Annotated in this window: 26 protein-coding genes and 1 tRNA gene; 16 read left to right on the top strand and 11 right to left on the bottom strand. The window is 68.8% G+C overall.

Annotation, left to right across the window (positions count from 1 at the left end):
* From mfd to FFS20_RS01995, 10 genes are all read left to right on the top strand, one after another.
* The coding region (gene mfd / locus FFS20_RS02040) for a transcription-repair coupling factor (protein WP_137824270.1) at window positions 1-2,433 on the top strand (2,433 nt) is incomplete at its 5' end.
* 28 nt (window positions 2,434-2,461) lie between these two features.
* Complete coding sequence (locus FFS20_RS02035; protein WP_137824269.1) at window positions 2,462-2,944, top strand: MazG nucleotide pyrophosphohydrolase domain-containing protein; 483 nt, start codon at window positions 2,462-2,464, stop codon at window positions 2,942-2,944.
* Window positions 2,941-3,771, top strand: a complete 831-nt coding sequence (locus FFS20_RS02030; RefSeq protein WP_137824268.1) for a tyrosine-protein phosphatase — start codon at window positions 2,941-2,943, stop codon at window positions 3,769-3,771. Before FFS20_RS02035 ends, FFS20_RS02030 begins: the two co-directional genes overlap by 4 nt.
* Before the next feature lie 105 nt (window positions 3,772-3,876).
* A complete protein-coding gene (gene eno / locus FFS20_RS02025) occupies window positions 3,877-5,157 on the top strand; it encodes a phosphopyruvate hydratase (RefSeq protein WP_137824267.1) in 1,281 nt (426 codons plus the stop codon).
* A 367-nt stretch (window positions 5,158-5,524) separates the two neighbouring features.
* Window positions 5,525-6,025 carry a septum formation initiator family protein gene (locus tag FFS20_RS02020; protein WP_171006944.1) on the top strand — a complete coding sequence of 167 codons (501 nt, stop codon included), beginning with the start codon at window positions 5,525-5,527 and terminating at the stop codon, window positions 6,023-6,025.
* Complete coding sequence (locus tag FFS20_RS02015; RefSeq protein ID WP_249356418.1) at window positions 6,025-6,633, top strand: DUF501 domain-containing protein; 609 nt, start codon at window positions 6,025-6,027, stop codon at window positions 6,631-6,633. The genes FFS20_RS02020 and FFS20_RS02015 overlap by 1 nt, the downstream gene beginning before the upstream one ends.
* A gap of 9 nt (window positions 6,634-6,642) precedes the next feature.
* Entirely contained in the window at window positions 6,643-7,581 is a 939-nt protein-coding gene (locus FFS20_RS02010; RefSeq protein ID WP_137824266.1) for a Ppx/GppA phosphatase family protein, read from the top strand.
* Window positions 7,578-8,888, top strand: a complete 1,311-nt coding sequence (locus tag FFS20_RS02005) for a S8 family serine peptidase (protein WP_137824265.1) — start codon at window positions 7,578-7,580, stop codon at window positions 8,886-8,888. Before FFS20_RS02010 ends, FFS20_RS02005 begins: the two co-directional genes overlap by 4 nt.
* A gap of 66 nt (window positions 8,889-8,954) precedes the next feature.
* Window positions 8,955-10,331, top strand: a complete 1,377-nt coding sequence (locus FFS20_RS02000; RefSeq protein ID WP_137824264.1) for an NAD(P)/FAD-dependent oxidoreductase — start codon at window positions 8,955-8,957, stop codon at window positions 10,329-10,331.
* 87 nt (window positions 10,332-10,418) lie between these two features.
* Window positions 10,419-10,700, top strand: a complete 282-nt coding sequence (locus FFS20_RS01995; protein ID WP_137824263.1) for a hypothetical protein — start codon at window positions 10,419-10,421, stop codon at window positions 10,698-10,700.
* Here the strand turns inward: FFS20_RS01995 and FFS20_RS01990 are convergent.
* Window positions 10,693-11,313, bottom strand: coding sequence for an NAD(P)H-binding protein (locus FFS20_RS01990; protein ID WP_137824262.1), 621 nt, complete (start codon window positions 11,311-11,313; stop codon window positions 10,693-10,695). The two genes, FFS20_RS01995 and FFS20_RS01990, sit on opposite strands and share 8 nt — an antisense overlap.
* A 92-nt stretch (window positions 11,314-11,405) precedes the next feature.
* Here FFS20_RS01990 and FFS20_RS01985 point away from each other — a divergent pair, with 92 nt between their 5' ends.
* Window positions 11,406-11,789: a helix-turn-helix domain-containing protein gene (locus FFS20_RS01985; protein WP_137824261.1), complete on the top strand. Its 384-nt coding sequence runs from the start codon at window positions 11,406-11,408 to the stop codon at window positions 11,787-11,789.
* A 14-nt stretch (window positions 11,790-11,803) separates the two neighbouring features.
* Here FFS20_RS01985 and FFS20_RS01980 read toward each other — a convergent pair whose 3' ends face one another.
* Both FFS20_RS01980 and FFS20_RS01975 read right to left on the bottom strand, forming a co-directional pair.
* Window positions 11,804-12,301, bottom strand: a complete 498-nt coding sequence (locus FFS20_RS01980; protein ID WP_137824260.1) for a hypothetical protein — start codon at window positions 12,299-12,301, stop codon at window positions 11,804-11,806.
* Between the two features lie 40 nt (window positions 12,302-12,341).
* A tRNA-Leu gene (locus FFS20_RS01975) sits at window positions 12,342-12,415 on the bottom strand.
* 131 nt (window positions 12,416-12,546) lie between these two features.
* On the opposite strand from FFS20_RS01975, the gene FFS20_RS01970 reads away from it, so the two are divergent.
* Window positions 12,547-13,767, top strand: coding sequence for an MFS transporter (locus FFS20_RS01970; protein WP_137824259.1), 1,221 nt, complete (start codon window positions 12,547-12,549; stop codon window positions 13,765-13,767).
* Window positions 13,768-13,863: 96 nt separating this feature from the next.
* Window positions 13,864-14,766 carry a polyphosphate kinase 2 gene (gene ppk2 / locus FFS20_RS01965; RefSeq protein WP_137824258.1) on the top strand — a complete coding sequence of 301 codons (903 nt, stop codon included), beginning with the start codon at window positions 13,864-13,866 and terminating at the stop codon, window positions 14,764-14,766.
* Window positions 14,767-14,809: 43 nt separating this feature from the next.
* On the opposite strand, the gene FFS20_RS01960 is transcribed toward ppk2, so the two are convergent.
* The 7 genes from FFS20_RS01960 to FFS20_RS01930 form a co-directional block, all read right to left on the bottom strand.
* Window positions 14,810-15,076, bottom strand: a complete 267-nt coding sequence (locus tag FFS20_RS01960) for a hypothetical protein (RefSeq protein ID WP_137824257.1) — start codon at window positions 15,074-15,076, stop codon at window positions 14,810-14,812.
* A 69-nt stretch (window positions 15,077-15,145) separates the two neighbouring features.
* Window positions 15,146-16,048, bottom strand: coding sequence for an SDR family oxidoreductase (locus tag FFS20_RS01955; protein WP_137824256.1), 903 nt, complete (start codon window positions 16,046-16,048; stop codon window positions 15,146-15,148).
* Between the two features lie 253 nt (window positions 16,049-16,301).
* Entirely contained in the window at window positions 16,302-17,390 is a 1,089-nt protein-coding gene (locus FFS20_RS01950) for a TIGR01906 family membrane protein (protein ID WP_249356416.1), read from the bottom strand.
* A gap of 99 nt (window positions 17,391-17,489) precedes the next feature.
* Window positions 17,490-18,416: an AEC family transporter gene (locus FFS20_RS01945; protein ID WP_137824255.1), complete on the bottom strand. Its 927-nt coding sequence runs from the start codon at window positions 18,414-18,416 to the stop codon at window positions 17,490-17,492.
* A 37-nt stretch (window positions 18,417-18,453) separates the two neighbouring features.
* On the bottom strand, window positions 18,454-18,774 hold the full coding sequence (locus tag FFS20_RS01940) for a hypothetical protein (RefSeq protein WP_137824254.1): 321 nt from the start codon (window positions 18,772-18,774) through the stop codon (window positions 18,454-18,456).
* Between the two features lie 139 nt (window positions 18,775-18,913).
* The gene (locus tag FFS20_RS01935) at window positions 18,914-19,237 is read right to left on the bottom strand and encodes a DUF202 domain-containing protein (RefSeq protein WP_137824253.1); all 324 of its coding nucleotides are present in this window, start codon (window positions 19,235-19,237) and stop codon (window positions 18,914-18,916) included.
* A gap of 23 nt (window positions 19,238-19,260) precedes the next feature.
* Window positions 19,261-19,641, bottom strand: a complete 381-nt coding sequence (locus FFS20_RS01930) for a DUF202 domain-containing protein (protein WP_137824252.1) — start codon at window positions 19,639-19,641, stop codon at window positions 19,261-19,263.
* Window positions 19,642-19,772: 131 nt separating this feature from the next.
* Here FFS20_RS01930 and FFS20_RS01925 point away from each other — a divergent pair, with 131 nt between their 5' ends.
* From FFS20_RS01925 to hrpA, 3 genes are all read left to right on the top strand, one after another.
* Window positions 19,773-20,222: a DUF4186 domain-containing protein gene (locus FFS20_RS01925; RefSeq protein WP_137824251.1), complete on the top strand. Its 450-nt coding sequence runs from the start codon at window positions 19,773-19,775 to the stop codon at window positions 20,220-20,222.
* A 147-nt stretch (window positions 20,223-20,369) separates the two neighbouring features.
* A complete protein-coding gene (locus tag FFS20_RS01920) occupies window positions 20,370-21,677 on the top strand; it encodes an Nramp family divalent metal transporter (protein ID WP_137824250.1) in 1,308 nt (435 codons plus the stop codon).
* Window positions 21,678-21,774: 97 nt separating this feature from the next.
* The gene (gene hrpA, locus FFS20_RS01915) at window positions 21,775-26,094 is read left to right on the top strand and encodes an ATP-dependent RNA helicase HrpA (RefSeq protein ID WP_137824249.1); all 4,320 of its coding nucleotides are present in this window, start codon (window positions 21,775-21,777) and stop codon (window positions 26,092-26,094) included.
* A 104-nt stretch (window positions 26,095-26,198) separates the two neighbouring features.
* On the opposite strand, the gene FFS20_RS01910 is transcribed toward hrpA, so the two are convergent.
* On the bottom strand, window positions 26,199-26,579 hold the full coding sequence (locus FFS20_RS01910) for a hypothetical protein (RefSeq protein WP_137824248.1): 381 nt from the start codon (window positions 26,577-26,579) through the stop codon (window positions 26,199-26,201).
* Between the last annotated feature and the right edge of the window lie 65 nt (window positions 26,580-26,644).

Raw genomic sequence — 26,644 nt, 5'->3', positions numbered from 1 at the left:
CCGAAGGGCTACGCCGGGGACGTCGAGGCGATCCTCGCCGATGTCAGGGGACTCATCCACGACCAGTGGCGGATCCTCGTCCTCACCGAGGGCCAGGGACCGGGCAAGCGCATGGTCGAGGTGTTCTCCGAGGCCGGCATCCCCGCGACCTTCGTCGACGACCCCACCGACGTGCCCCCGGCGCTGGTGACCGTGACGACGGCAGCGCCCTTCGGCGGCTTCGTCTTCGACGACCTCAAGCTCGCCGTCCTCACCGAGGCCGACGTCCTCGGGCGCGCCGCCGCCACCTCGACGCGGGACATGCGCCGGCTGCCGACCCGCCGCAAGCGCAACCAGGTCGACCCGCTCAACCTCGCACCCGGCGACTTCGTCGTCCACGAACAGCACGGGGTCGGGAAGTTCGTCGAGATGACCCAGCGGACGACGGGCAAGGGCGCGGCGAAGCACACCCGCGAATACCTCATCATCGAATACGCACCCGCTAAACGCGGGCAGCCCGGTGACCGCCTCTTCGTCCCCAGCGATGCCCTCGACCAGGTCAGCCGCTACGTCGGCGGGGAGAACCCGAGCCTGAACAAGATGGGCGGCGCCGACTGGCAGACGACGAAGGCGAAGGCGCGCAAGGCCGTCAAGGAGATCGCCGGAGAGCTCGTGCGCCTCTACTCGGCGCGCCAGGCCACCGTCGGCCACGCGTACGGGCCCGACACCCCGTGGCAGCGCGAACTCGAGGACGCCTTCCACTACGTCGAGACCGGCGATCAGCTCACGACGATCGACGAGGTCAAGGCCGACATGGAGAAGTCCATGCCGATGGACCGCCTGATCTGCGGCGACGTCGGCTACGGCAAGACGGAGATCGCCGTGCGCGCAGCCTTCAAGGCGATCCAGGACGGCAAGCAGGTCGCCGTCCTCGTCCCGACGACCCTGCTCGTCCAACAGCACTTCGAGACCTTCGCCGAGCGCTATGCAGGATTCCCCGTCACCGTCGGGGCGCTCTCCCGCTTCCAGACGAAGGCGGAATCGGAGAAGGTCGTGTCCGACCTCGCCGACGGCAAGCTCGACCTCGTCATCGGCACCCACCGCCTGCTCAGCGGCGAGGTGCGGTTCAAGAACCTCGGTCTCGTCATCATCGACGAGGAGCAGCGCTTCGGCGTCGAGCACAAGGAGACTCTCAAGGCGATGCGGACCAACGTCGACGTCCTCGCGATGTCGGCGACCCCGATCCCGCGCACCCTGGAGATGGCGGTCACCGGCATCCGGGAGATGTCGACGCTTGCGACCCCGCCGGAGGAGCGCCACCCCGTCCTCACCTATGTCGGGAAGTACGAGGACCAGCAGGTCAAAGCCGCGATCCGCCGTGAGCTCATGCGCGAGGGCCAGGTCTTCTTCATCCACAACCGGGTCAAGGACATCGAGGCCGTCGCCGCGCACCTCGCCGAACTCGTGCCCGAGGCTCGCATCGCGATCGCCCACGGCAAGATGAACGAGCACCGGCTCGAGCAGGTCATCGTCGACTTCTGGGAGAAGAAGTACGACGTCCTCGTGTGCACGACGATCGTCGAGACCGGCATCGACATCGCGAACGCGAACACGCTCATCATCGACCACGCCGACCGGTTCGGCCTCTCCCAGCTCCATCAGCTGCGCGGACGGGTCGGCCGCGGCCGCGAACGCGCGTACGCGTACTTCCTCTACCCGCCCGACACGCAGCTCACCGAGACCGCGCTCGACCGCCTCACGACACTGGCCGCGCACACCGAGCTCGGTGCGGGCATGCAGGTGGCGATGAAGGACCTCGAGATCCGCGGAGCCGGCAACCTCCTCGGCGGTCAGCAGTCAGGCCACATCGAAGGGGTCGGCTTCGACCTCTACGTCCGCCTCGTCGGGGAGGCCGTCGCGAACTTCCGCGGCGAGGACACCGAACCGGAAGCGGACATGCGCATCGAACTGCCCGTCGACGCGCACCTGCCGGCCGACTACGTCGACCACGAACGGCTGCGCCTCGAGGCGTACCGGAAGCTCGCGGCCGCGGCGAACGAGGACGAGCTCCAGGAGGTCCTCGACGAACTCGTCGACCGCTACGGTCCCTACCCCGAGGCGGTCGGCGTGCTCGCCGACGTCGCCCGACTGCGCATCCGCGCCCGGGCCTCCGGGGTCAGCGACATCGTCGTCCAGGGCAACTTCGTCCGCTTCGGGCCCGTCGAACTCGAGGACTCCCAGCTCGTGCGGCTCAAGCGCCTCTACCCGAAGTCCCTGCTCAAACCCGCCATCCGCTCGGTCCTCGTGCCCAAGCCGATGGCCGGCGACGGGTTCGGGGCCAAGGAGATGACGGACTCGGACATCCTCCGCTGGGCCCACCAGTTCCTCGACGCGATCGTGCCCGCCGCACCCGCCGAGGTGGTCCCCTCCGTCGTCGTCGACGCGGGGGTGTGAGGCGGCCGTGGACGAGAACGCGAGTGTCATGGCCGAGCGCTTGGAGGGGGCCGTCGAGGCGATGGCGGTGCTGCGCGCGCGGTGCCCGTGGTCGTCCGAGCAGGACCATCGGAGCCTCATCCGGTATGCCCGCGAGGAGACCGAGGAGCTCATCGACGCCCTCGAGGAGCTCACCGCCGACCCCTCGCCGGGCAACCGCGACCACGTCGTCGAGGAGCTCGGCGACGTCCTCTACCAGGTCCTCTTCCACGCAGCCCTCCTCGATGAGAGCGGCGGATCGGAGTACGGGACGACACTCGGGCAGGTCATCGACGCGCTCGAGGCCAAACTCATCCGTCGCCATCCGCTCGCCTTCGACGGACACGGGCGTGAGGGGCCGATGCCGTCACTGGCCGACGTCGAGAGGGAGTACCGTCGGATCAAGGCCGCAGAGCGCGCGCAGAGAGCCGCCGAGCGCGCACAGACCGGGACATCCGCGGAAGCGGCACCAGCAGAGAGGGACGCAGAGTGAGCTTGGACAGGATCGACATCGAGGGCACGTTCAACTTCCGCGACCTCGGCGGGGCCCCGGTGACCGGGGGAGCAGCCACAGGCGGGACGGCCGACGCATCGTCGGTGGCGACCGGTCGGGTGTTCCGCGCCGACGGTCTCGCCCAGCTCACCGACCGGTCCCGGGAGGAGCTCGCCCGGCTGGGGATCACGGCGGTGGTCGACCTCCGCGACATCGGCGAGCGGGACAAGCACCCCGATGCGCTCGAGGGCCTCGACATCGACTACATCGCCCTGCCGATCTTCGAGGACAAGTTCTTCCCAGCCGCCCCGCTGTCGCAGGAGGAGATGATCGAATTCGCCGAGACCACGGGAATCGACCTCAGCGACCGGTCCCTGCGCCGCATCTACGACTACCTCATCGCCCACTTCGGCCCTCGGCTCGCCCTCGCCGTCGACACCGTCGCCGACCGCTGCGAGACCGGCGTCGTCTTCCACTGCTCAGCCGGCAAGGATCGCACCGGGCTCGTCGCGGCCTTCGTCCTCGCCCTCCTCGGGGTCGACCGGGACGACATCCTCGACGACTACACGGTCACGGAGGACCACCTCGGCGGATCCTTCCTCGAGAGCATCCGGCGCAACTATTCCGATGCCGGCATCTCCGGCAACCTCGCCGAGGCGGCGACCTCGGCCCCGCGCGAACTGCTGGCGGGAATACTCACCTCCCTCGATCGGACGTACGGCAACGATGCGGTGGAGAAGTACCTGCTCGAGAACGGGATGGACCCGCAGACTCCGGCGCGGCTGCGTGAACGGCTCCTGCAGGTCAGCGACGGGCAGGCGGCGTAGCCCGGGTTCCGCGCATCGAGCGGGGCCGGGCGGTGCCCGGTTGTGCACTAAGCTTGCGGGCAGGCACATGTTTCCCATGTGACACCGACTGCTAAGGAGTAATCAGTGGCTGAGATCGTTGCCGCAAACGCCCGTGAAATCTTGGATTCCCGGGGCAACCCCACCGTCGAGGTGGAAGTGCTCTTGGCCGACGAGTCCGTCGGTCGCGCGGGAGTGCCCTCCGGCGCCTCCACCGGTGAGTTCGAGGCCGTCGAGCTGCGTGACGGCGATCCCGAGCGTTACCTCGGCAAGGGTGTGACGAACGCCGTCGAAGCCGTCATCGATGAGATCCACGAGGCCATCGTCGGCCTCGAGAGCGATGATCAGCGCCTCGTCGACCAGGCCCTCATCGACCTCGATGGGACGGAGAACAAGTCCCGCCTGGGCGCGAATGCGATCCTCGGAACCTCGCTGGCCGTCGCCCGCGCGGCAGCGGTGTCGGCCGATCTCCCGCTCTACCGCTACCTCGGCGGCCCGAACGCCCACGTCATGCCGGTGCCGATGATGAACATCCTCAACGGCGGATCGCATGCCGACTCGAACGTCGACATCCAGGAATTCATGATCGCCCCGATCGGTGCGGCGAGCTTCCATGAAGCGCTGCAGTGGAGCGTCGAGGTCTACCACGCGCTCAAGGGCGTGCTCAAGGAGCGCGGCCTCTCCACCGGTCTCGGCGACGAGGGCGGGTTCGCGCCGAACCTCGAGTCGAACGCCGCGGCCCTCGACCTCATCCTCGAAGCCATTGAGATCGCCGGTCACCGTCCCGGCCGTGACATCGCGCTCGCCCTCGACGTCGCGTCCTCGGAGTTCTTCAAGGACGGCGCCTACGAGTTCGAAGGCGAGAAGAAGTCGGCCGAGGACATGGCCGCCTACTATGAGGACCTGCTGAGCAAGTACCCGCTCGTCTCGATTGAGGATCCGCTCGACGAGAACGACTGGGAGGGCTGGGCGAAGCTCACCGCCGCGATCGGGTCGAAGGTCCAGCTCGTCGGCGACGACCTCTTCGTCACCAACCCCGAGCGCCTCGAGCGCGGCATCGACAACGACACCGCGAACTCGCTGCTCGTCAAGGTCAACCAGATCGGCACGCTCACCGAGACCCTGGACGCCGTCGAGCTCGCGCAGACGCACGGCTACACGACGATGATCTCGCACCGGTCCGGGGAGACCGAGGACACGACGATCGCCGACCTCGCCGTGGCGACCAACGCCGGCCAGATCAAGGCGGGCGCGCCCGCCCGCTCCGAGCGCGTCGCGAAGTACAACCAGCTGCTGCGCATCGAAGAGCAGCTCGGCGATGCCGCCCGCTACGCCGGCAAGCGCGCATTCCCGCGCTTCGAAGCCTGAGCGACTGAGCTGGCAGGTCCCTGTCGGCTGATTCCCGGCGGCGGATTTCCGCAGGCAGGACCCCACCTACACCGAGGCGGGGGTCGAGTGATCGTTCGCGGTCACCCGTCCCCCGCCTCGGCGCTCGCGCAGCCACTGCTCGCGGCGGCGCTCCCCGCCTGTGGATAACTCTGGGGATGGAGTGTGGGCGGCTGTGGACAACGACGGTGGGCGATGTCGGTGCGTGAATCGCGGCGTCCGCGATGCCTGCGGAATCGCCGACACCGAACACGCCACGGCGTGGAAATCCCGGCACGCCCCGACCCGACCAGGCAGACTTATCTGTGTTGCGGCTGCCTTCCCAATCCCCGGCCGCAGAGGAAGAGTCATGGTTCCGAGCAAACCGAGAAGAACTGCCCCGAAGACGGCTCCCGGCAAAGCCGCTCCTCGGCGACGCCCGAAACCCGTCGTCGAGGCGACCGCGAGCCGTGATGCGCGCGGGCGCCGGATGTCCTGGCAGGCCGGAGTGTTCCTCGCTGTCATCGCCATCGTGCTCGTGACGTTCCTGCCCTCGATCAACTCCGCACTCAAGCAGGCGCAGCAGATCGCGGCGCTCAACAATGAGATCGATTCCACCCGCTCCGAGGTCGAGGCGCTGCGGGAGAAGAACGAGAATCTCAAGGACCCGACCTACGTCGCCCGCAAGGCGAGGGAAGACCAGTACTACGTCGAAAAGGGCAAGAACGCTGTCATCGTCACCAACCAGGACTCGGAAGACGATGACGATTCGGACACAACGCGCCCACAGCGCAGCCAAGCCTGGTACCTTGAGTTGCTGGAGTCGATCGAGGAGGTCGGCAATTCGAGCAACACGACGGGAACGGACTGATGATCACAGAGTGCACCGAGGCGGACTTCGCAACGCTGAAGGAGCAGCTCGGACGCATTCCCCGCGGGGTCGTCGGCATCGCCGCCCGCAGCACCACCGGTGAGCCCCTCGTCGTCGCGACCGCTCCGCGCCTCGAGGACGGCACCCCCTTCCCGACGACGTTCTACCTCACCCACCCGGCCTACGTCGCCGAGTCCTCCCGCCTCGAAGCCGCGGGGATCATGGCCGAATGGACCGCGGAGCTCGGCACCGACGACGAGCTCGCCGCCGCCTATGCCCGAGCCCATGACTCCTATCTCGCCGTCCGCTCCGAGATCGGCTGCGCCGCCGGCATCGCCGAGGTCGAGGAGATCGCGGACTTCTCCGCCGGCGGCATGCCGACTCGGGTCAAATGCCTCCACGCCCTCGTCGGCCACGCCCTGGCCGCCGGGCCCGGAGCCAACCCGATCGGCGACCGTGCGATCGCCCTGATGACCGACGTTCCCACCCCTGCCGTCACCCCCGCCGAGGCGACAGCGGAGTCGACCCCGGGTGCGGACTCCGAGACAGGGCAGGGGTCCCCGGCCGCCGCGTCATCACCCGACGCCGCCTCGCAGACGACGGACTAGGAGAGAACCATGCGCGTTGCCGCCTTCGACTGCGGAACCAATTCGCTGCGCCTGCTCGTCGCCGACATCGATGAGTCCGGCCGGATGACCGAACTCCTCCGTCAGACCCGCATCGTCCGCCTCGGCCAGGGAGTCGACGCCACGGGGGAGTTCGCCCCCGAAGCCCTTGAACGGACCTTCGCCGTGACCCAGGAGTACGCCGACGCCGCCGCGGAGTTCGCGCCGGAGAAGATCCGCTTCGTCGCCACCTCGGCGAGCCGGGATGTGAAGAACCGGGACGAGTTCTTCGCCGGGATCTTCGCGATCCTCGGTGTCGTCCCCGATGTCATCACCGGGGATGAGGAGGCTCACCTGTCCTTCCTCGGCGCCACCGCCGGCCGTAGCGGGTCCGAGGGCCCGTTCCTCGTCATGGACCTCGGCGGGGGATCGACGGAACTCGTCCTCGGCACCGAGGCGGTCGAGTCCGCGGTGAGCATGGACATCGGATCGGTGCGCCTGACCGAGCGCCACATGAGCACCGATCAGCCCGACGACGCCCAGGTCCGCGCCGCCGTGACCGATATCGACGAGCACCTCGATCGCGCCGCCGAGGTCGTCGATCTGTCCGCGGCCCGCACCTTCATCGGCGTCGCCGGGACCGTGACGACCCTGACCGCAGGCATCCTCGAGCTCGACAGCTACCAGCGTGAGCGCATCCATGGGGCCGAGCTCACCGTCGCCGACGTCGAACGCCAGGCCGAGGCGCTCCTCCGGATGGACCGCGAGGCCCGTGCCGCACTGCCGTACATGCACCCCGGACGCGTCGACGTCATCGCCGCCGGCGGTCTGATCTTCGCCCGCGTCGTCGCCCGTGTCGCCGATGCCGTGCGCGCTGCGGGCGGCGAGCTCACCATCACCGTCTCCGAGACGGACATCCTCGACGGCATCGCCCTCGACCTCGCGTCATGATCGGAAGCAGCGCACCGCCGACGACGCGCACCGGGCGCCGCCCCCGTGCGCTGACGAAGCTTGCGCTCATCGGCGTCGTCCTCGGACTCGTCGTCGGCACCGCGCAGCCGGCCCTCGCCGCCCCGAAGCCGGGGCCCGGTCAGTGGTTCATCGGCGACTACGGCATCGAAGAGCTGTGGAAGACGACGACGGGCAAGGGCGTCAAGGTCGCCGTCATCGACTCCGGCGTCAACAAGGACCACGAGGACCTCAAGGACGTCGTGACGGCCGCGAAGGACTTCAGCGGCCTCGGCAAGGACGGCACGACACCGATCGGCGGCAAGGACACGATCCACCACGGCACCGCCGTGGCCGGCGTCATCGCCGGTCAGGGCGAGGGCGCCGGGCCGATCGGGGTGGCCCCCGACGCGGAGATCCTCTCCGCCTCGATGTGGCTCGGCCCCGACCGTCCCAAGGAATCGGGATCGACGCGTGAGCAGGCGGCGGAGGCGATCCGCTGGTCCGTCGACAACGGTGCGAAGATCATCAACATGTCCCTGGGCTGGGACGACCCCGCGTGGCCGTCGAGCTGGGACGAGGCATTCAAATACGCCTACGAGAAGGACGTCCTCGTCGTCGCCTGCGTCGGCAACGCTTCCCAGGGCGCGACCCAGGCGTGGTCGCCGTCGACGGTGCCCGGGGTCATCGGCGTCGGCGGACTCGGGAAGAACGGCCGGGTGCTCGACGCCTCGACGGCACCGGGGACCGCGGTCGACCTCATGGGCCCCGCCGCCGACATCCCCATCCCGTTCTACTCCGGCGGATACGCCGAAGGCCAGGGCTGCTCGTTTGCCGCGCCCGTCGTCTCCGGGGTCGCCGCCCTGATCCGCGCGGACAATCCCGACCTCAGCGCCGACGAGGTGGCCGCGAAGCTGCTCTCGACCGCGAAGCCCGTGACCGGGCACAAGGGTCAGAGCACGGCCGACAAACCCGACCCGACCGTCGGCTGGGGGCGGCTCGACCCGCAGGCGGCGATGGACTCCGATGTGCCGAAGACCGTGCCGAGTGCCGCCGACGATCTCGCCTCCTGGGTGACGATGCACCGGCGTGCCGAAGGCAGCGGCGGACAGACCGAGACCGCGGCGCCCGCCGAGGGCGACCAGCCGAAGGCCGTGGCACCGAAGGACGTCGTCGCCACCCAGTCGACGCCGACGCTCGGGTACGCCGCGCTCGGCGTCGGCGGCGCCATCGGACTCATCCTCCTTGCCGCGGCAGCGATCGTCTCCGCCCGCCGGAAGCGGATGCGGAGGCGACTCGGCGAGCCGTGATACGCGTCTCATCTGGGACGTCGATGATGATTAGTGAAAGTTTTCACAAGGGCCTAGGATGGGGTCATGGCTCTCATCAGAAACTCGAAACTGCGTCCACGCATCCTCGTCGTCGGCGGCGGATACCTCGGTCTCGTCACGGCCCAGAATCTGCTGAAGAATCTCGGCCGCGGTGAAGCCACCGTGACCGTCATCGACCCCAACCCGTACATGACGTACCAGCCGTTCCTCCCCGAGGTGGCTGCCGGCTCGATCGAGCCGCGTCATGCCGTCGTGCCGCTGCGCCGCAATCTGCCCGGCGCCGAGGTCATCACCGGCAAGGTCACGTCGATCAATCACGCCGACAAGTTCGTCGTCGTCGAACCTGAGAACGATGAGCCGTTCGAACTCGACTACGACCACATCGTCATGGCTGCCGGCTCCGTCGCCCGCACTCTGCCGATCCCCGGCCTCAAGGAGAACGCGATCGGCCTCAAGCGGATCGAGGAAGCCGTCGCCCTGCGCGATCACCTCCTCTCCCGCCTCGCCGACGCCGCCCTCATGGAGGACGACGACGAGCGTCGCAAAGCTCTCACCTTCGTCTTCGTCGGCGGCGGGTTCGCCGGCATCGAGCTCCTCGCCGAGCTCGAGGACGTCGTGCGCTCCGCGATCGCGCAGTACGAGACCCTCACCGAGGCCGACGTCCGCTTCGTCCTCGTCGAGGCCCTCGGCCGCGTCATGCCCGAGGTCGGCGAGGCGCAGGCCCGCTGGGTCGTCGAGCACCTGCGCGAGCGCGGCATCGACGTCTACCTCGAGACGTTCCTCCAGGACTGCACCGACAAGCGCGTCAAGCTCTCGAACGGCGAGGAGTTCGACGCCGACACCATCGTGTGGTCGGCCGGCGTCAAGGCCAACCCGGTCCTCATCGACTCCGACCTGCCGATCGACGAGCGCGGCCGCGTGACTGTGCGCGCCGACCTCCGCGTCGAAGGCGAAGACGGCGTCGTCGAGGGCGCGTGGGCCGCTGGTGACAATGCCGCGGTGCCCGATCTCTCCGGTGGCGGTGTGGGCGGCTACTGCGTGCCCAACGCCCAGCATGCCGTGCGTCAGGCGCCCGTGCTCGCCGCCAACGTGCTCGCCGCCCTGCGCGGAGAGACCGAGTTCAAGCAGTACTTCCACAAGACCATCGGATCGGTCGCCGGTCTCGGCCTCTACAAGGGCGTCTCGCAGATGGGCGACTTCGAAGCCCGCGGTCTCCTTGCGTGGCTCATGCACCGCGCCTACCACGGCTACGCGATCCCGAGCATCGACCGCAAGGTCAAGGTCTTCGGCAACTGGATCCTCAACTTCGTCCTCGGCCGCGACACCACGGAGCTCGTCGACCTCGACGTGCCCCGCAAGAGCTTCGTCGAGGCTGCGGAGTCGAAGCCGGTTCCCAAGAAGGAAGAGCCCGTCAAGGCCTGATGCTGACCACGTCTGACGGATAGAGTCCGCAGACGAGACCGACGCCCCGGGAGTGCGACCGCACTCCCGGGGCGTCGTCGTTGACAGGTGTCGGCGCGACCGCAGTCGAGCCCCACCTCGGCGACGGAGGCCGGTGACCCTGCCCCCACCGACGACGAGACGCTCGTCGAGGAGGACTCCCTCCCAGAGGGCCACTGCGGGACTGCTCCCGGGTCGATGACCGGCCTCGCGGTCTATCAGGGGACGAAGGAGACCGACTGCGACCAGGCGAGGACGGCTCCGGGGGCCTTGGACCGCGGCGTCGTGTGCACCAACGGCGCGATCTCCTCACAGGACTATTCGCTCAGCCGACGGTCAGAGGTCAGTTGACCTCGGAGTTCGCGACGGTGAAGCGGGCGTCGACATGCTGCGGGTCCTCGACGTCGTCGATGAGGGCGACGGCGAAGTCCTCGGCGGAGATCCGCTCACCGGCGGGTGCGTCGGTTCCCACGGCGTAGTAACCGGTGCGTTCGCCCGGGGCGATCTCCGGGGCGGGGGAGAGCATCGTCCACGGTGAGTAGTCGCCCGCCCGGAGCAACTCGAGGGCGCGGGTGCCCGTCTCCGCCTCGGCCTTGTAGACGGAGGGGAATCCGGGAGTGTCCTTGAGCATCGTCTCGCCGTCGACGAGCAGGGAACCGGCTCCGCCGACGACATAGAGCGGGGTGTCGCCGCTCGCCTCAGCGAGGATCTGCAGCGCCTGCAGCCATTCGCCGTGGTCGCCGCCGGTGCGGCTGGGGCCGGTGGCGGAGATGATGACGTCGTGGTCGGCGGCGACCTGCGCGTCGAGGGCGGCATCGGCCATGTCGCCGGTGAGGTTGTGGGCGACTCCGGGGACGTCGGTGCCCGTGCGGGTGATCGCCGTGACCTCGAGTCCGCGGCCGGCGGCTTCGGCCGCCACGCGCGAGCCGACCATTCCCGATGCGCCGAAGAGTGCGATTCTCATGATGAGTCCTTCCGTGGTGTGCGGTGCCTGATGCTGTGACGATATACTGAGGATAGAAGGTACCTCAAAGATACTATTGGAGTTCTCGCACAATGTTCGACTGGGAAGGCGACGCGTTCGACCCCGACTGTCCGACGCGCATCGTCCTCGACCGCATCGGCGACAAATGGACGGTGCTCATCATCGAGACCCTCGAGGCGGGGCCGCGCCGCTTCAACGAGATCCGGCTCGCCGTCGGCGGCATCACCCCGAAGGTGCTCACCTCGACGCTGCGATCCCTCGTCGCTGACGGGCTCATCGCGCGGGAGGCCTTCGCCGAGGTTCCCCCGCGCGTCGAGTACCGCCTCACCGACCTCGGTCGCTCCCTGCTCGAACCCGTCGCGGCGCTGCGCCGCTGGGCCGAGCTCAACGTCGCACGGATCGAGCACAACCGGGAGGCCGCCGAGGTGGCCGCTGAGACGGCGCTCCTGAGCTGAGGGGGCGCGCCGGCTCAGGTGTCGGCGATGCGGGCGAGCACCTCGGCGAGATCCCGCAGCTCACCGGCGATCCGGTACTGCCGGGGGTGGCCGGAGCGGACCCAGTTGTTCGTGATCATCGACGCGCTCGCGCCGTTCGTCATCGCCTTGAACTCGTCGACGTCGAGGGGCGCGGTGCGATCGGCGAGGAGCCGGGTCCGAAGTGCGGGGGAGAGGTTCTCCCAATGGTCGGCGGCCTCGTAGCCGATGACGTGCCAGTCCCGGCCGGCCTCACGGTAGGCCAGCGGGCGCTCCGGAACGGACACGGTGGGTGCTGGCGCTGTCGCCTCGGGAGCTGTCGCTTCCGGATCCGCCGCGGACCCGGACGGGCGTCCGGCATGCGGGTCGAGCCGACCTGCCGGTATGCGGTCATCGAAGAGCACGGCCGGTCCGGGGGCGGCGACCGTCATCGGGTCGTCGAGGCCGGTGACGGCCTGCGGGGGAGTGCCGGGGATGATGAGCGCTGAAGTCATAGGACGATCATGCCGGACTTCGCGGTCTCCGGCGACACGGTCCCCCCACTGGGACTCGAACCCAGACTGAATCGATTTTAAGTCGACTGCCTCTGCCGATTGGGCTACAGGGGGTGACGGCGCCGTGCCCGCAGTGGCCCTGCGCCGGCAGCGTGCTCATCGCCAGCATCACTATATCGTCCCCGCCTGGGGCCGCGATCTGAGACACGGCCGCGTCCGCGCTGACCAGGGACTAGCCTCACCCCATGACGATGCCCGCGCCCAGCCGACAGGCCTGGGTCATCCTCGTCGTCGGAGTGCTCGCACAGATGGCGGCGACCGTGGCGATCACCGGTCCCGCATTCCTCATCCCGTACCTCCACACCGAGCTCGGCTACTCGCTCACGCGCGCCGGGACCGTCGGGGTCGCCCCGAGCTTCGGACTCATCCTCACGCTCATCGCCTGGGGTGCGTTCGCCGACCGGTTCGGTGAGCGGCTCGCGATGACGCTCGGTCTCGGACTCACCGCGCTCGCTTCCGCCGCGGCCGTCCCGCTCTCCGCGTCGCCGGCCTGGCTCATCGTCACCGTTGCCCTCGCCGGGGCCGCGGCGGCCTCGGTGAACTCGGCGAGCGGACGCGTCGTCATCGGCTGGTTTCCCCGGCATCGGCGCGGCCTCGCCATGGGCATCCGCCAGATGTCACAGCCCTTGGGCACGAGCGTCGCCGCCCTCGCCGTCCCGCCGCTCGCCGCGGCCGGCGGCATCACGGCCTACCTCTGGTTCACCGCCGCCGTCACCGCGGTGCTGACGATCGTCACCGTCGTCCTCGTCCGGAACCCTCCCCGCGCCGAGGCGGCCCGTCCACCCAGCGCACCGGAGCACGGAGACCCAGGCACCGCCTCGGCGATGAATCCCTATCGCTCCGACGGGTTCCTCTGGCGCATCCACACGGTCTCCGCCCTCCTCGTCGTCCCGCAGTTCGCGTTCTCGACCTACGGGCTCATCTGGCTCATCGCCAACCAGGGAGTGCCTGCCGCGGTCGCCGGCGGGATCGTCGCGGCCGCGCAGATCATCGGCGCGCTCGGTCGCCTCATCATCGGCGCCGCCTCCGACGCCCTCGGCTCTCGGGTCGCGCTCATCCGCCTCGTCGCCGTCGCCGCCTGCGTCCTCACTCTCGCCGTCGCCCTCATCTCGCTCACCCCGCTGCCCCTCGTCGCCGCGCTCGTCTTCGTCCTCGCCTCGACGGTATCGGTGGCCGACAACGGACTCGCCTTCGCCTCGGTGGCCGAGGCCGCGGGGCCGCGCTGGTCGGGGAAAGCGCTCGGGGCGCAGAACACGGGGCAGTTCGCGGTCTCGGCGCTCGTCGGACCCGGACTCGGGGCGCTCATCACCGCCTTCGGGTACCCGTGGGCCTTCGTCATCGTCGCCGCCGCACCGCTGATCGGCGCGGCCCTGGTTCCGAAACACGACGTCGATCGCATAACCTGATGTTCACCTCGCACCAGTACCGTCCGAGACGCCGGGGTCGTGACCGGGTCACGACACCTTCCCCCACACCGGCAGCTGAGCAGTGAAGGAGTCTTCGTGTCCATCCTCCCGAACGAGAACCTGCGTGAGTACATCGACAAGCTCAGGGTCGAAGGCTACACGGTCGCCGACAGCCACACGACCGACCCGCAGCTCATCGACCCGATGGGACGGGCGGTCGAGACGTGGCGCGAGGGCTACCCGTATCCGGAGCTGATGAACCGGGAGGAATACGAACTCGAGAAGTACCGGCTCCAGGTCGAACTGCTGAAGTTCCAGTACTGGGGCCAGGACACTGGAGCGAAGCACGTCATCGTCTTCGAAGGCCGCGACGCCGCCGGCAAGGGCGGGACGATCAAGCGCTTCACTGAACACCTCAACCCGCGTGCGGCCCGCGTCGTCGCCCTCAACAAGCCCTCCGACCGGGAGGCCGGGCAGTGGTACTTCCAGCGCTACATCAGCCATCTGCCGACGAACGGCGAGATCGTCATGTTCGACCGGTCGTGGTACAACCGGGCCAATGTCGAACGCGTCATGGACTTCTGCACAGACGACGAGTACGAGCGGTTCATGGAGCAGGCTCCCGTGTTCGAGAAGATGCTCATCGACTCCGGCGTCCACGTCACGAAGTTCTGGTTCTCCGTCACCCAGCGCGAGCAGCGCACCCGCTTCGCGATCCGCCAGATCGATCCGGTCCGGCGGTGGAAGCTCTCGCCGATGGACCTCGAATCACTGGGACGCTGGGACGACTACACGTTCGCGAAGGAGGAGACCTTCCGCCGCACGGACACCGACCACGCCCCGTGGATCACGATCAAGAGCAATGACAAGAAGCGCGCCCGCCTCAACGCGATGCGCTACTTCCTCAACCAGTTCGACTACGCGGGCAAGGACACCTCGATCGTCTACGAACCGGATCCGCTCATCGTCCGCCGCGGTCGCGACGCCGTCGACGACTGAGCACAGTCGGCCCCCGTGCGCTGCACGGGGGCCGGTGTCGTTCTCAGGCGGGCATCTCAGGAGGTCCGTCGTCGGAGGATTCGCCGGTGAGGACCTCATCGACGTCGACGAGGCCGTCGTCATCGGCCGTGCTGTCAGGTGCGTCGGCGCGGTGCTCGCCCGTCGTGCCGTCGGTGCCCGCTGCGCTGCCGCGCACGGTGTTGCCGTCCTCGTCGGTCGACACCTGCGGTGCCTTCGTCACCGCAGCCGCAGGCTCCGAGCTCTTGTCGGGGCTTGAGGTCTCATCGGGCGGGGTGGTCTCGGAGCTCATGAGCATGTCCTTTCTGCAGAGGTGCGGTGAGCGCGGTGCTCACCGCTGGGGTCCAGGGTGCCTCGGCGGTCACGGGGTCGGCTGGCCGCCGTTGACGTTGAGGGTCTCACCGACGACGTAGCTCGACTCCGGGGACGTGAGGAACACGTAGGCGGGCGCCACCTCGGTGGGCTGACCGGCCCGCCCGAGAGCGGTGTCCTTGCCGAACTCGGGCAGCGCGTCCTTCGGCTGTCCGTCGGAGACCTGCAGCGGGGTCCAGAACGGTCCCGGAGCGACGGCGTTGACCCGGATGCCGCGGGGTGCGAGCTGCTGGGCGAGGCCTTTCGAGAAGTTGTTGATCGCGGCCTTCGTCGATGCATAGTCGAGGAGGTGGGCCGAGGGGCTGTACGCCTGCACCGAGGTGGTGTTGACGATCGTCGATCCCGGGGCCAGCACCTCGGCGGAGGCCTTGCTGATGTGGAAGATCGCAGCGATGTTCGTCTGGAACGTCTTCGCCCACTGCTCGTCGGTGAGATCGGCGATCGCCTCGACGGAGATCTGCCGGCCTGCGTTGTTGACAACGGCATCAAGCCCGCCGAGGGCGTCGGCGGCGTCTCTGACGAGGTGCGCGCAGAACTGCGGGTCGGTGAGATCGCCGGGGAAGAGGTGGACCGCGCGTCCGGTCGCCTCGATGACGCGCTTGACCTCGTCGGCGTCAGGCTGCTCCTCGGACAGGTAGTTGAGCGCGACATCAGCCCCCTCGCGGGCGAAGGCGATCGCGATCGCCGCCCCGAGGCCGGAGTCGCCTCCCGTGATGAGAGCTCTGCGTCCCTCGAGCCGACCCGTTCCGCGATACGAGTCCTCACCGCGATCGGTCTGGGGTTCGAGGTCGCGATCGAGGCCGGGCTCGGGCTGGTCCTGCCGGGGAGGGGTGATGCTGGGATAGCGGGTGACGGGGTTCTGGAACGTCAGCTGATCGGTATCATTCGCCATGGTCGAGGCTCCTTCGATCGGTGCCGGGTTTCAGGCATGGTGCCTTGTCATCGACGTTACTCAGACCAGACCGCCCGTGCAAGCGGGAGGGGAGGTTCGCCGGGGACTCACACCTGATGCCCACGGCGCGATGCGGAACGGCGCGGATCAGCCGCCTCGGCGAGGTGGGGAGGAGGAGAAAGTGCGCGGCCGGGTGGAAGGGGAAAGACCACCCGGCCGGAACCGTGGAGCGCGTGCGCGCAGAGCCGCTGAATCAGATGCGGTCGGCGGACTCGCGCTGGGCCTTCTTCGCGGCCTTGCGCTTCTTGTGACCGGCGAAGCTGAAGAGGAAGAGGATGATGGTGAGGAGGAGGAAGATCCCGCCCGCGCCGATGCCCGCGTCCACCCAGAACTGGGGCGGGAAGAGGCGGATGAGGGAGTCGTCGGCGTAGAACTCCCACGTCCCGTCGGCGAAGAAGACGCGGTGGAAACCGCGGAAGAAGCTCTCCCAGCCCAGCAGCGCGACGACGGCGAGGCCGGCCATCGCGATGAAGCTGAAGATCGCGCCGAGGCGGAACCCGATGCGCATGCCCATCCCGTTCCTGCGCGAGAGGTAGAGGGAGAAGAGGACCGTGCCGATGAAGCCGACGATCGCGATGAGGTAGAGGAGGGAGATGAGGCCTTTGACGTCGGCCATGTGGTCGAGCTCGGAGGAGATGAAGACGGGTTCGCCGTTGGGCATGACGACATCGGCGAGGTAGCGGCGAGAGTCGAGGTTGTGAAGGTAGTCGATGACGTACGTGCCGTAGTGCTCGCGGTCGGCGGAGCCGAAGCCGAACTGATCGGCCGGGAAGCCGGGGCGGAAGTACTCGAACTTGAGGAACATCCCCGAGGCGATCGCGCGCACGGAGAGCGCGAGGAGCATGAACGGCACGGACAGGGCGATCCAGATCGTGCCGATGATGTCGAGGGGGTTCCGGCGGCGTTCGGGGTACTCCGGTTCGTGGGTGTCGGTTGACGTCGCGGCCTTCGTCACCGCCGCCCAGTCCTCCTCGCTCATCACCGAGGGGCGGGAAGCGCTCCCCGGGGCCGTCGCGGCCGCACCGTTGGCGGGGACCTCGCGGGTGCGGGCGGTCTCCTGCGGCGCATTCGAGTGCGCGGGTGCCACACGCACCGGACCGGTCGACGGGCGGGGCTCCTCCTTGAGGATGGGATCCTTGATCGGATCGAACGCCTCGGTGTCGGTCGACGGGTCGTTCGCGGCCTCGAGCGGTGCCGAGGACTTATCGGCAGCACTCGTCGACCCTGAGCTCATGCGCCTGCTCAGGAGGTCTTCGGTCTCGTTCTTCTCGTCTCCAGCCACGCTCCCATTGTCAGTGACAGGGTGCGCCGAGCCCGGGAGGACACGCCACGGACCCCGATATCGCCGAGGCGGCCGGCCCTCACCCGAGGAGGGCGCGCTTCACCCGAGGAGGGCGGCGACGATGACGAGGGCCGGCACGGCAAGAACCGTGGTGATGAAGACGGCGTCGCGCATGAGCGCCTCGGACTGGCGGTACTGCATCGCGTAGATGTAGACGTTCTGCGCGGTCGGCAGGGCAGAGGTGACGACGATGGCGAACAGGTCGATGCCCGTATAGCCCAGCAGGGGTCCGCCGATCGCCCACGCGATGACCGGCTGGGCGACGAGTTTGCCGACGGTGATGTAGCTCAGCTGCGAACGCGTGCCCTTGACCGGCAGCGCCCACCCGTCCTTGAGCGAGATGCCGAACGCGAGCAGCGCACCGGGCACCGCCGTCGCCCCGATCATGTCGATCGGCTCGAAGACGAATCGCGGAAGCTCGAAGCCCGTCGCCGAGGCGGCCACGCCTGCCGCCGCCCCGAGCAGGATCGGGTTCTTCGCGACCTGGAGGATCGTCGAGTACCAATGGGTGTCGTGTTTCTTCTTGCCCGCTCCGTCGAGGACGGTCATGCCGATCGGGGCGAGGACGATGAGCTGGAAGAGCAGGACGGGCGCGACATAGCCGACGTCGTGGAGGACGTAGGCGGCGATCGGGATCCCGAGGTTGCCGATGTTGACGTAGCTGACCGCCCACGCGGAGAACATCGCCTCGCCGGTGCTGCGCTTGCGCACCCAGCGGGTCAGGGCGAAGAGGAGGAACCCGACGATGATCGCCGACCCGCCGGTGGCGAGCAGCGCCGTGTTGAAGATCAGCCCGAGGTCGGTCTGGGAGACCGTGACGTAGAGCAGCGTCGGGGTGCCCGCGTAGAAGACGAGCTTCGCAATGACCTGCTGTCCGCTGGGCCCGAGGACTCCGGAGCGCCCGAGGAGGAACCCGACGAGGATGACCCCCGCGATGACGGCGAAGCCTTCGAATACGGCCAGCATGGGCTACCGGTGATCCTCGTTTCGGTGAGTCGTCGGGTCAGTCCTTCGCCGGGGCCGCATCGACGGCGAAGTGGGCGGCTGCGGCACTCGCGGCGGTCACGGTGAAGACGGCAGGCCAGGCCCCGATCTTCTTCGCCAGGGGCTGCGAGAGGCCGAACCCGCCGAGGTAGGCGAGGCTGAGGGCAGTCGCCGTGGGCCAGCCGCGCTTGACGTACCACGTGCGCGCGGCATACGCGCCGGCGGCGGCGAGGACGACCCCGCCGAGGGGGCGGATCCCGGTCTCGCGGGCGGTGAGGAACCCGCCGATGAGGCCGAGGCCGACGAGTGGGGCAGTGGAGACTTCCTGGGCATCCTTCATGCCCCCAGTCTAGGGAGGCCCGTCCTGACTCGGGACGGCGGTCTCACGACGAGGAACGTCGAGGTCGGAGCGGCGGAGGAGGTCGGCGGAGCGGAGAGGTCCGGATCGCCGCGACCGAATGGAGGCGAACCGGGATCCCTCAGCCGAAGGTCAGCTCGATCACCGAGGCGATGCCGAGGGCGGCGATGAGACAGACGGAGACGGTGATGGAGATGACCGCCCACGGTGTCGGCTGACCGCGTTCGGCGCGGATCGATCCGGCACCGATGCGATAGCGGTCGGCCTGCATGGCGATCGCCGCGATGGCGAGTCCGAGGCAGAGGACGAAGACGGAGACGGAGACGACGGGGAAGATCGTGATCCAGCGGATGAAGAGGAGGCTGACGACGGTCATCGTCAGGCTCGTCCGCAGCCACGACTGGGTCGTCCGCTCCGGCTGCAGACCCGGATCCTCGTGCGGCATATACCGCGTGGACTTCGACGGGGTCACAGCACCCCGGAGAAGACGAGGACGAGGAGACCGGCACCGAGCGCCGAGGCGAGACTGACGATGGGGATGATGAGCGGCAGCGGCAGCGACTCCTTGCGCCGCATCGCCGACTCGATGCGGAACCAGCGGAACGCGGCGCCGGCGGCGAGGACGAATCCGATGGCCATGAGCACGATCGACAGCGTCGCGCGCAGCCCGGGGGAGAAGATCGCCCCGGTGAACGCCTCGACGGCGATGCCGCCGCCGATGAACGCCAGCGACGTGCGGATCCAGGAGAGGAACGTCCGCTCGTTCGCGAGCGTGAACCGCGGGTCGGGGTCCTCCCCATCGGGGAACATCCGCTGGGCGAGCCTGCTGCGCGTGTCGTCGTGTGCCACGTCTTTGAGAATACATGCGCGCCGCGCTGCCGGGCCGTCACCGTTCACACTGTGATTCGCCGGTGACCACCGTCGGCGGTCGCAGGCGGTGGTCACCGTTCTGTGTCAGTGGCGCCGGATACGCTCCCCACATGACGGACAACCAGCAGTTGGACGAGCGGATCGGGCGCATCACCCGCACGCCATTCCGCTCGCGCTTCCACCTCCGCGACTCCGAAGTCGACTACATCGCCGCACGCGACATGGACACGATGAAGCGGCACGCAGAGGACTTCATCGCCGCCCGCCTGGCCCCGCGCAACCCGCCGCGCGACGGCAAGCAGACCCCGTGGAAGGGCCACCCCGTATTCCTCGCCCAGCACGCCACGGCGACGTGCTGCCGCACCTGTCTGCAGTCCACCCACGGCATCACCGCCGGACATGCGCTCACCGCCGCCGAGCAGTCCGAGGTCGTCGCCGTCATCTGCCGGTGGATCGAACTCGAGCTCGCCGCTGCCCCCGCCCGACGGTCTGCGCCGGCACCGCCGACCGCAGTGCCGAGGAGATCGCGGAGGGCGGTGATGCAACCCGCTCTCTTCTGATCCGTCACCTGAAGTCTCTGCACCTGTGTCCCATCCTGTGAGGCGGCGTGCGGAGGAGTGCGCGGGCTGTCGTAGCATGAACGCAGACCCTGCCGACCGAACCGGTGACGTTCGTGTCGGCAGCGCCGGAGACGACGAAGGAGACGTATGACCGACGGATCGAGCCAACCGCCAGCACCGCCGCAGGACTCCGGTCACGGCACCGTCGGTGAGGCCGAGGGCAGACCGAAGTGGAAGGTCATCGGCCCGGGCCTCGTCGTTGCCGCCACCGGTGTCGGCGCCGCCGACATGGTCGCTACGCTCGTCGCCGGCAGTCGGTACGGCTATGCGCTGCTGTGGGCCGTCATCGTCGGCGTCCTCCTCAAGATCATCCTCGTCGAAGGCGCCGGACGCTACACCCTGGCCACCGGCAAGACGATCTTCGAGGGCTGGCGGTCACTGGGCCGGTGGACGACCTGGTACTTCGGCCCCTACATCATCATCTGGGGCTTCGTCTACGGTGCGACGGCGATGAGCTCGGCGGCCCTGCCGCTGGCCGCGCTCTTCCCCATGGTGCCGCTGACGGTGTGGGCCGTCCTCATGGGGCTCGCCGGCTTCACGATGGTGTGGCTGGGCAGGTACACGGTGTTCGAGAGGATCACCGCGGTCCTCGTCGGGATCATGTTCGTCACCGTCGTCGGCCTCGCCGTCATCGCCGTGCCCAATGTGCCGGAGATGCTGCGCGGCCTCATCCCGCTCATCCCCGACGGCGGGGTCGTCTACACGCTCGCGCTCGCCGGTGGCGTCGGCGGCACGATCACCCTGGCCGCCTACGGGTACTGGCTGCGGGAGAAAGGGTGGATCACGCCGAAGTGGATGCGCGTGATGCGCATCGACAACACGATGGCCTACGTCATGACCGGCATCTTCGTCATCGCGATGCTCATCGTCGGCGCCGAGGTGGTCCGCTCCGCCGGTGTCGCCCTCTCCGCCGGAGATGAGGGACTCCTCGACCTCACCGATGTCCTCAAGGCCCGCTACGGCGACGTCGTCGGCGTCGGCTTCCTCATCGGATTCTGGGCGGCGTCGTTCTCCTCGATCATCGGAGTGTGGAACGGCGTCTCGCTGATGTTCGCCGACTTCTGGGGCCACATGCGCAAGAAGCCCGCGGGGCACCCGGACACGCTGACCGGCGGCAAGTACTTCAAGTTCTACCTCCTGTGGCTGACGTTCCCGCCGATGATCCTCTTCCTCCTCGACCGGCCGATCGGGCTCGTTCTCACCTACGGCGTGCTCGGGGCGCTGTTCATGCCGTTCCTCGCCCTCACCCTCCTCGGTCTCCTCAACGGCAAGCGCGTGCCGAAGGAATGGGCGAACCGGTGGCACACGAACCTCGCGCTCGGGATCACCGCGCTTCTCTTCCTCATCCTCGGCGTCCAGCAGCTCATCGATGCCCTCTCCCCGCTGTGGAGCTGAGATGCGGTTGTGAGGTGCGGCGGCGCTGACGCGGCCGGCCCGGTCGATCACCGGCTGCGCTGGGGGAGGACCGGCGGACGATAAGCTGGGAGGTGAGATGGCAGACGAGAACTCGGCAGCACCCGAGCAGCAGAACACCTCCCGGACCGACGAGCGCCGGACCGATGAGCGCACTCCCGGCGAGCGCCCGGCCGATGAGCACACTCCCGGCGAGCGGTCCCGCGGCGGAAGAGGATCCCGCCGAGGCGGTTCGGCGAAGCGCCGCGGCCGCCGGGGGATGACCGGGGCCGAGCACCGTGAGCGCCGTGCCCGCCTGCGGGAGGCGCGGGCCGCCCACCCCGTGGCGGTGACGTACCCGGAAGAACTGCCGGTCAGCGCCGCGAAGGACGAGATCGCCGCGGCGATCCGCGACAACCAGGTCGTCATCATCGCCGGTGAGACCGGGTCGGGCAAGACGACGCAGCTGCCGAAGATCTGCCTCGACCTCGGCCTCGGAATCGAGGGCATGATCGGCCACACCCAGCCGCGGCGCATTGCCGCGCGCACCGTGGCCGAACGCATCGCCGAAGAACTGGGCGAGGACCTCGGGGGCACCGTCGGCTATCAGGTGCGGTTCACCGCGCAGGTCGCCGACGAGACCCGGATCAAGGTGATGACCGACGGCATCCTCCTCTCCGAGCTCTCCCGCGACAAGCTGCTGCGTGACTACGAGGTCATCATCATCGACGAGGCGCACGAACGCAGCCTCAACATCGACTTCCTCCTCGGCTACCTCAAAGAGGTGCGCCGGCAGCGGCCCGATCTCAAGATCATCATCACCTCGGCGACGATCGACCCCGAATCCTTCTCGAAGCACTTCGACGACGCCCCGATCATCGAGGTCGAAGGCCGGACGTATCCGGTCGAGGTCCGCTACCGGCCGCTGACCGACGACACCGCCGACGATGACGTCGATGGCCCCGGCGAATCCGGGGACTACGAGACCGGGGTCGAGGACCAGATCGACGGCATCATCGCCGCGGTCGATGAGCTGGGCGCCGAAGAGCCGGGAGACATCCTCGTGTTCCTCTCCGGAGAGCGCGAGATCCGCGACACCGCCGACGCCCTCGAGGCGCACGTGCGGAAGAACCCGAGGATGCGCCAGTGGGAGGTCATCCCGCTCTTCGCCCGGCTCTCGGCCGGTGAGCAGCAGAAGGTCTTCCGCCCGCATTCGCGTCCCCGCATCGTCCTCGCCACGAACGTCGCCGAGACCTCTCTGACGGTACCGGGCATCAAGTACGTCATCGACGTCGGCACCGCCCGCATCTCCCGCTACTCCAACCGGACCCGCGTCCAGCGGCTGCCGATCGAGCGGATCTCGCAGGCCAGCGCGAACCAGCGCAAGGGCCGCTCCGGGCGGACGAGCGAGGGCATCACGATCCGTCTCTACTCGGAGGCCGATTTCGAGTCGCGGCCGGAGTTCACCGACCCTGAGATCCTGCGGACCAACTTAGCCAGCGTCATCCTCCAGATGGCCGACCTCGGGTTCGCCTCGTCCGACGAGGAGATCCTCGGCTTCCCGTTCCTCACCCCGCCCGACGCCAAGGCGGTCCGTGACGGGCGCACGCTCCTCGCCGAACTCGGGGCGCTGACGAGTGACCGGTCGGGCGCCATCACGGTGACCCCGACCGGGAGGAAGCTCTCCGTCCTCCCCATCGACCCGAGGCTCGCGCGGATGGTCATCGCCGGTGCGGAGGCCGGGGTCGGGGGAGAGGTCCTCGTCATCGTCGCGGCCCTGTCGATCCAGGATCCGCGCGAGCGCCCCACCGAGGTGCGGGCCGCCGCCGATGAGAAGCACGCCCGGTTCGTCCACCGCGGCAGCGACTTCCTCTCCTACCTCAACCTGTGGAACTACCTCGAGGACGCGCAGGCGTCGATGTCGTCGTCGAAGTTCCGCCGGCAGATGAAGGCCGAGTTCCTCAACTTCGTCCGGATCCGCGAATGGCAGGACCTCGTCGGCCAGCTCCGCTCCCTGCTCGGGTCCGCGGGCATCCGGGTCGACCGTCCGACCTGGCGTCAGGGCGACGCCGAGGCGGCTGCCGGCGGGGACGATGACCGCGGCAGCCGTGCCGGACGCGACGGCGGCGGACACCAGGAGGCGAACCGCCGTGGTCAGGGCCGCGGGCAGGGGGCGGTCGCCTCGGCGAGGTCATCGTCAGAGAACCGGATCGGATTCGCCGAACTCACGGCGGCGAAGAAGCAGGCGAAGAAGGCCCGCGGGGGAGTCGACCCGGGCCGCGGAGCCGACGCCGCGGCGATGAAGCTCGACCCGCGGGCCGTGGCGATCCACCGCGCGCTGCTCACCGGGCTGCTGTCGATGATCGGGTCGCGCTCGGAGAAACACAAGGACTACCAGGGGGCGCGCGGCACGCGGTTCGCGATCTTCCCCGGATCGGGACTGTTCAAGGTCAACCCCGACTTCGTCATGGCCGCCGAGCTCGTCGAGACCTCGCGGCTGTGGGCGCGCACGGTGGCGGCGATCGACCCCGACTGGGTCATCGACGCCGCCGGCGACCTCGTGACCCGGCAGCATTCGGAACCGCACTGGTCGCGGACGGCGGGGGCGGCGATGGTGCACGAGAAGATCGCGCTCTTCGGCGTCACGCTTGCCAGCGACAGACGGGTCGGCTACGGCACGATCGATGCGGCCGCGGCCAGGGACATGCTCATCCGCAACGGCCTCATCGACGGTGACTGGCGGGAGCGCTTCGGCTTCCTCGACCACAATGCCGCCGTCGTCGAGGAGGCCGAGGAACTCGCCTCACGGACCCGGAACCGTCGGGTCCTCGACCAGGACGACGCCCTCTTCGACTTCTACGATGCCAGGATCCCCGCCACCGTCACCTCGGCGGCGGACCTCCGGTCGTGGTGGAAGGGGCAGAAGCGGCGCGATCCGCACCTGCTCGACCTCACGACCGCGGTGCTGCTCAGCGACGACAGCGAGTCGCTGACCGCCTCGGTGGCGGAGGACTATCCCATGGAATGGGAGCTCGCCGAAGGGACGGCGGCGAAGCTGCGCTACTCGTTCGACCCCGGATCGACGGAGGACGGGGTCACCGTCGAGATCCCGGCAGCCGCCGTCCCGCTCGTCGATCCCGACGAGTTCAGCTGGCAGGTGCCGGGTCTGCGGGAGGAGCTCGTCGCCGCCTACATCCGGTCGCTGCCGAAGAACAAGCGGCGCTACTTCGTTCCCGCCCCGGATGTGGCGCGGGAGATCCTGCCCGCCCTCACCCCGTATCAGGGAAGTCTTCCCGAGGTGCTCGCCGCCCACCTCAGTGACCGTGCGGGCGGCGGCGGCCTCCAGGACCTCGTCCCGATCACCGTGTCGGCCGACGACTTCGATCGGGAGCGGATTCCCGCGCATCTGCGCATCCGCTTCCGCCTCGTCGACGGGACGAGGACCGTCGGCCTCGGTGAGGATCTCAGCGTCCTGACGAAGAGTGCGAAGCCGCAGGTGAAGAAGGCACGCGTGAAGGCTTCGGCATTCACCGAGAAGCGGGGACTGACCTCGTGGAGCGTCGGGCAGCTGGCCGATCCGGACACTGCCGAAGCCGGTGTCGTGCCCGGGCTCGCCGATCAGGGCGAGAGCGTCGACCTCGTCGCCTTCGACACCGCGGTGCAGGCGCGGTTGGCCAGTCGGGAGGCGGTCATCACCCTGCTCGGCCTCGGTGCGGGTGAGGCGCTGAAGTATCTGCGCGAGGGGCTGACGACGGAGGAGAAGCTCGTCCTCGCGGGGCATCAGAAGCGCTCCGATGAGCTGCTCGCCGCCATCGTGCGCGCCGGCGTGCGCGGCATCGTCGAGTCCGAGCTCGGACCTGCCGAGACGTCGTGGGTCGGCGATGAGGCGGCCTTCTCGCAGCTTCGGACTGCGGTGAATGCGCAGATCACCGAGGTGACGGCGACGCTGCTGCCTGCGGTCGTCACGGCGCTGCGCCGCGCCACCGAGCTCGAGAAGCTCATGTCGTCGGCGTCGTCGCTGACGATCCTCGCCAATCTCGCCGATGTCCAGGCCTGGACCGGATCACGGGTCAGTGCGGCGGCGATCGCGGCGATGACACCGGCGATGGTGAGCGCTCTGCCGCGGTGGGTCGAGGCGGAGAAGGTCCGCATCGGCGCCATGCAGGACTCACCGATGCGCGACCGTCAGCTCATGGATCGGGTGACCGGCAGCGCCGAGGCGGTGGCGAAGAAGCTCGCGGCCCGTTTCCCGGGACTGGGATCCGAGTCGTGGGACCGCTGGCTGGTCGCGGTGCCGAGTGAGTGGCGCGCGGTGCTCGTCCAGCTCGAGGAGCTGCGTGTCAGCCTCTACGCGAACGGGTTGGGCACTCCGCAGCCGGTCTCTGAGAAGCGCATCGCGAAGGCCCTGGCCCTCCTGTAGCGGGCCGCCGGTATCGCCTCGGTGCCCTCGACCCATCCCGCACGTGGAGTCGCATATACTCCGCGGGCACGGGGTGTGTGTCGTGCTGCGGCGAGGTCCCGGACCTACATCGGGGCGGGGTTGCCGCTGAAGAACCCGGCGAACAGCCACCACAGGGGCAGTGCCGCGGCGACGAGCAGCGCCGCAGCCGCCCAGGAGATCCGCCAGCGCCACGTGCGGCGGCGCGAACCGATGAAGAGGAACGCGATCCACAGCAGCACGCAGAGGGCACCCGAGAGGCTGAGGAAGACGATTCCGACGGTGTCCCACCCCGTGGTGCCGAGATCGAACATGTACTTCGCGATCTGCGCGATCGACAGGGAGAAGAGCACCGCCAGCGCGAGCAGCGGGACCCCGAGGACGCCGGCGATGATGAGCGGGGAGGCTTTCAGCCACCGCTCCTTCGGCTCCGACCGGCCGGCATAGTCAACGTATTCCTCAGTCATCGCCACTCAGCCTAAGCGGACTCTCCGAAAGGAGCCTGGGATCGCGGTCGACTGTGACTGATCGG

Origin of the sequence: Brevibacterium sp. 2SA, assembly GCF_005502845.1 — a bacterium.
Classification (GTDB): domain Bacteria; phylum Actinomycetota; class Actinomycetes; order Actinomycetales; family Brevibacteriaceae; genus Brevibacterium.
This window is presented reverse-complemented; position numbering and strand designations above follow the sequence as displayed.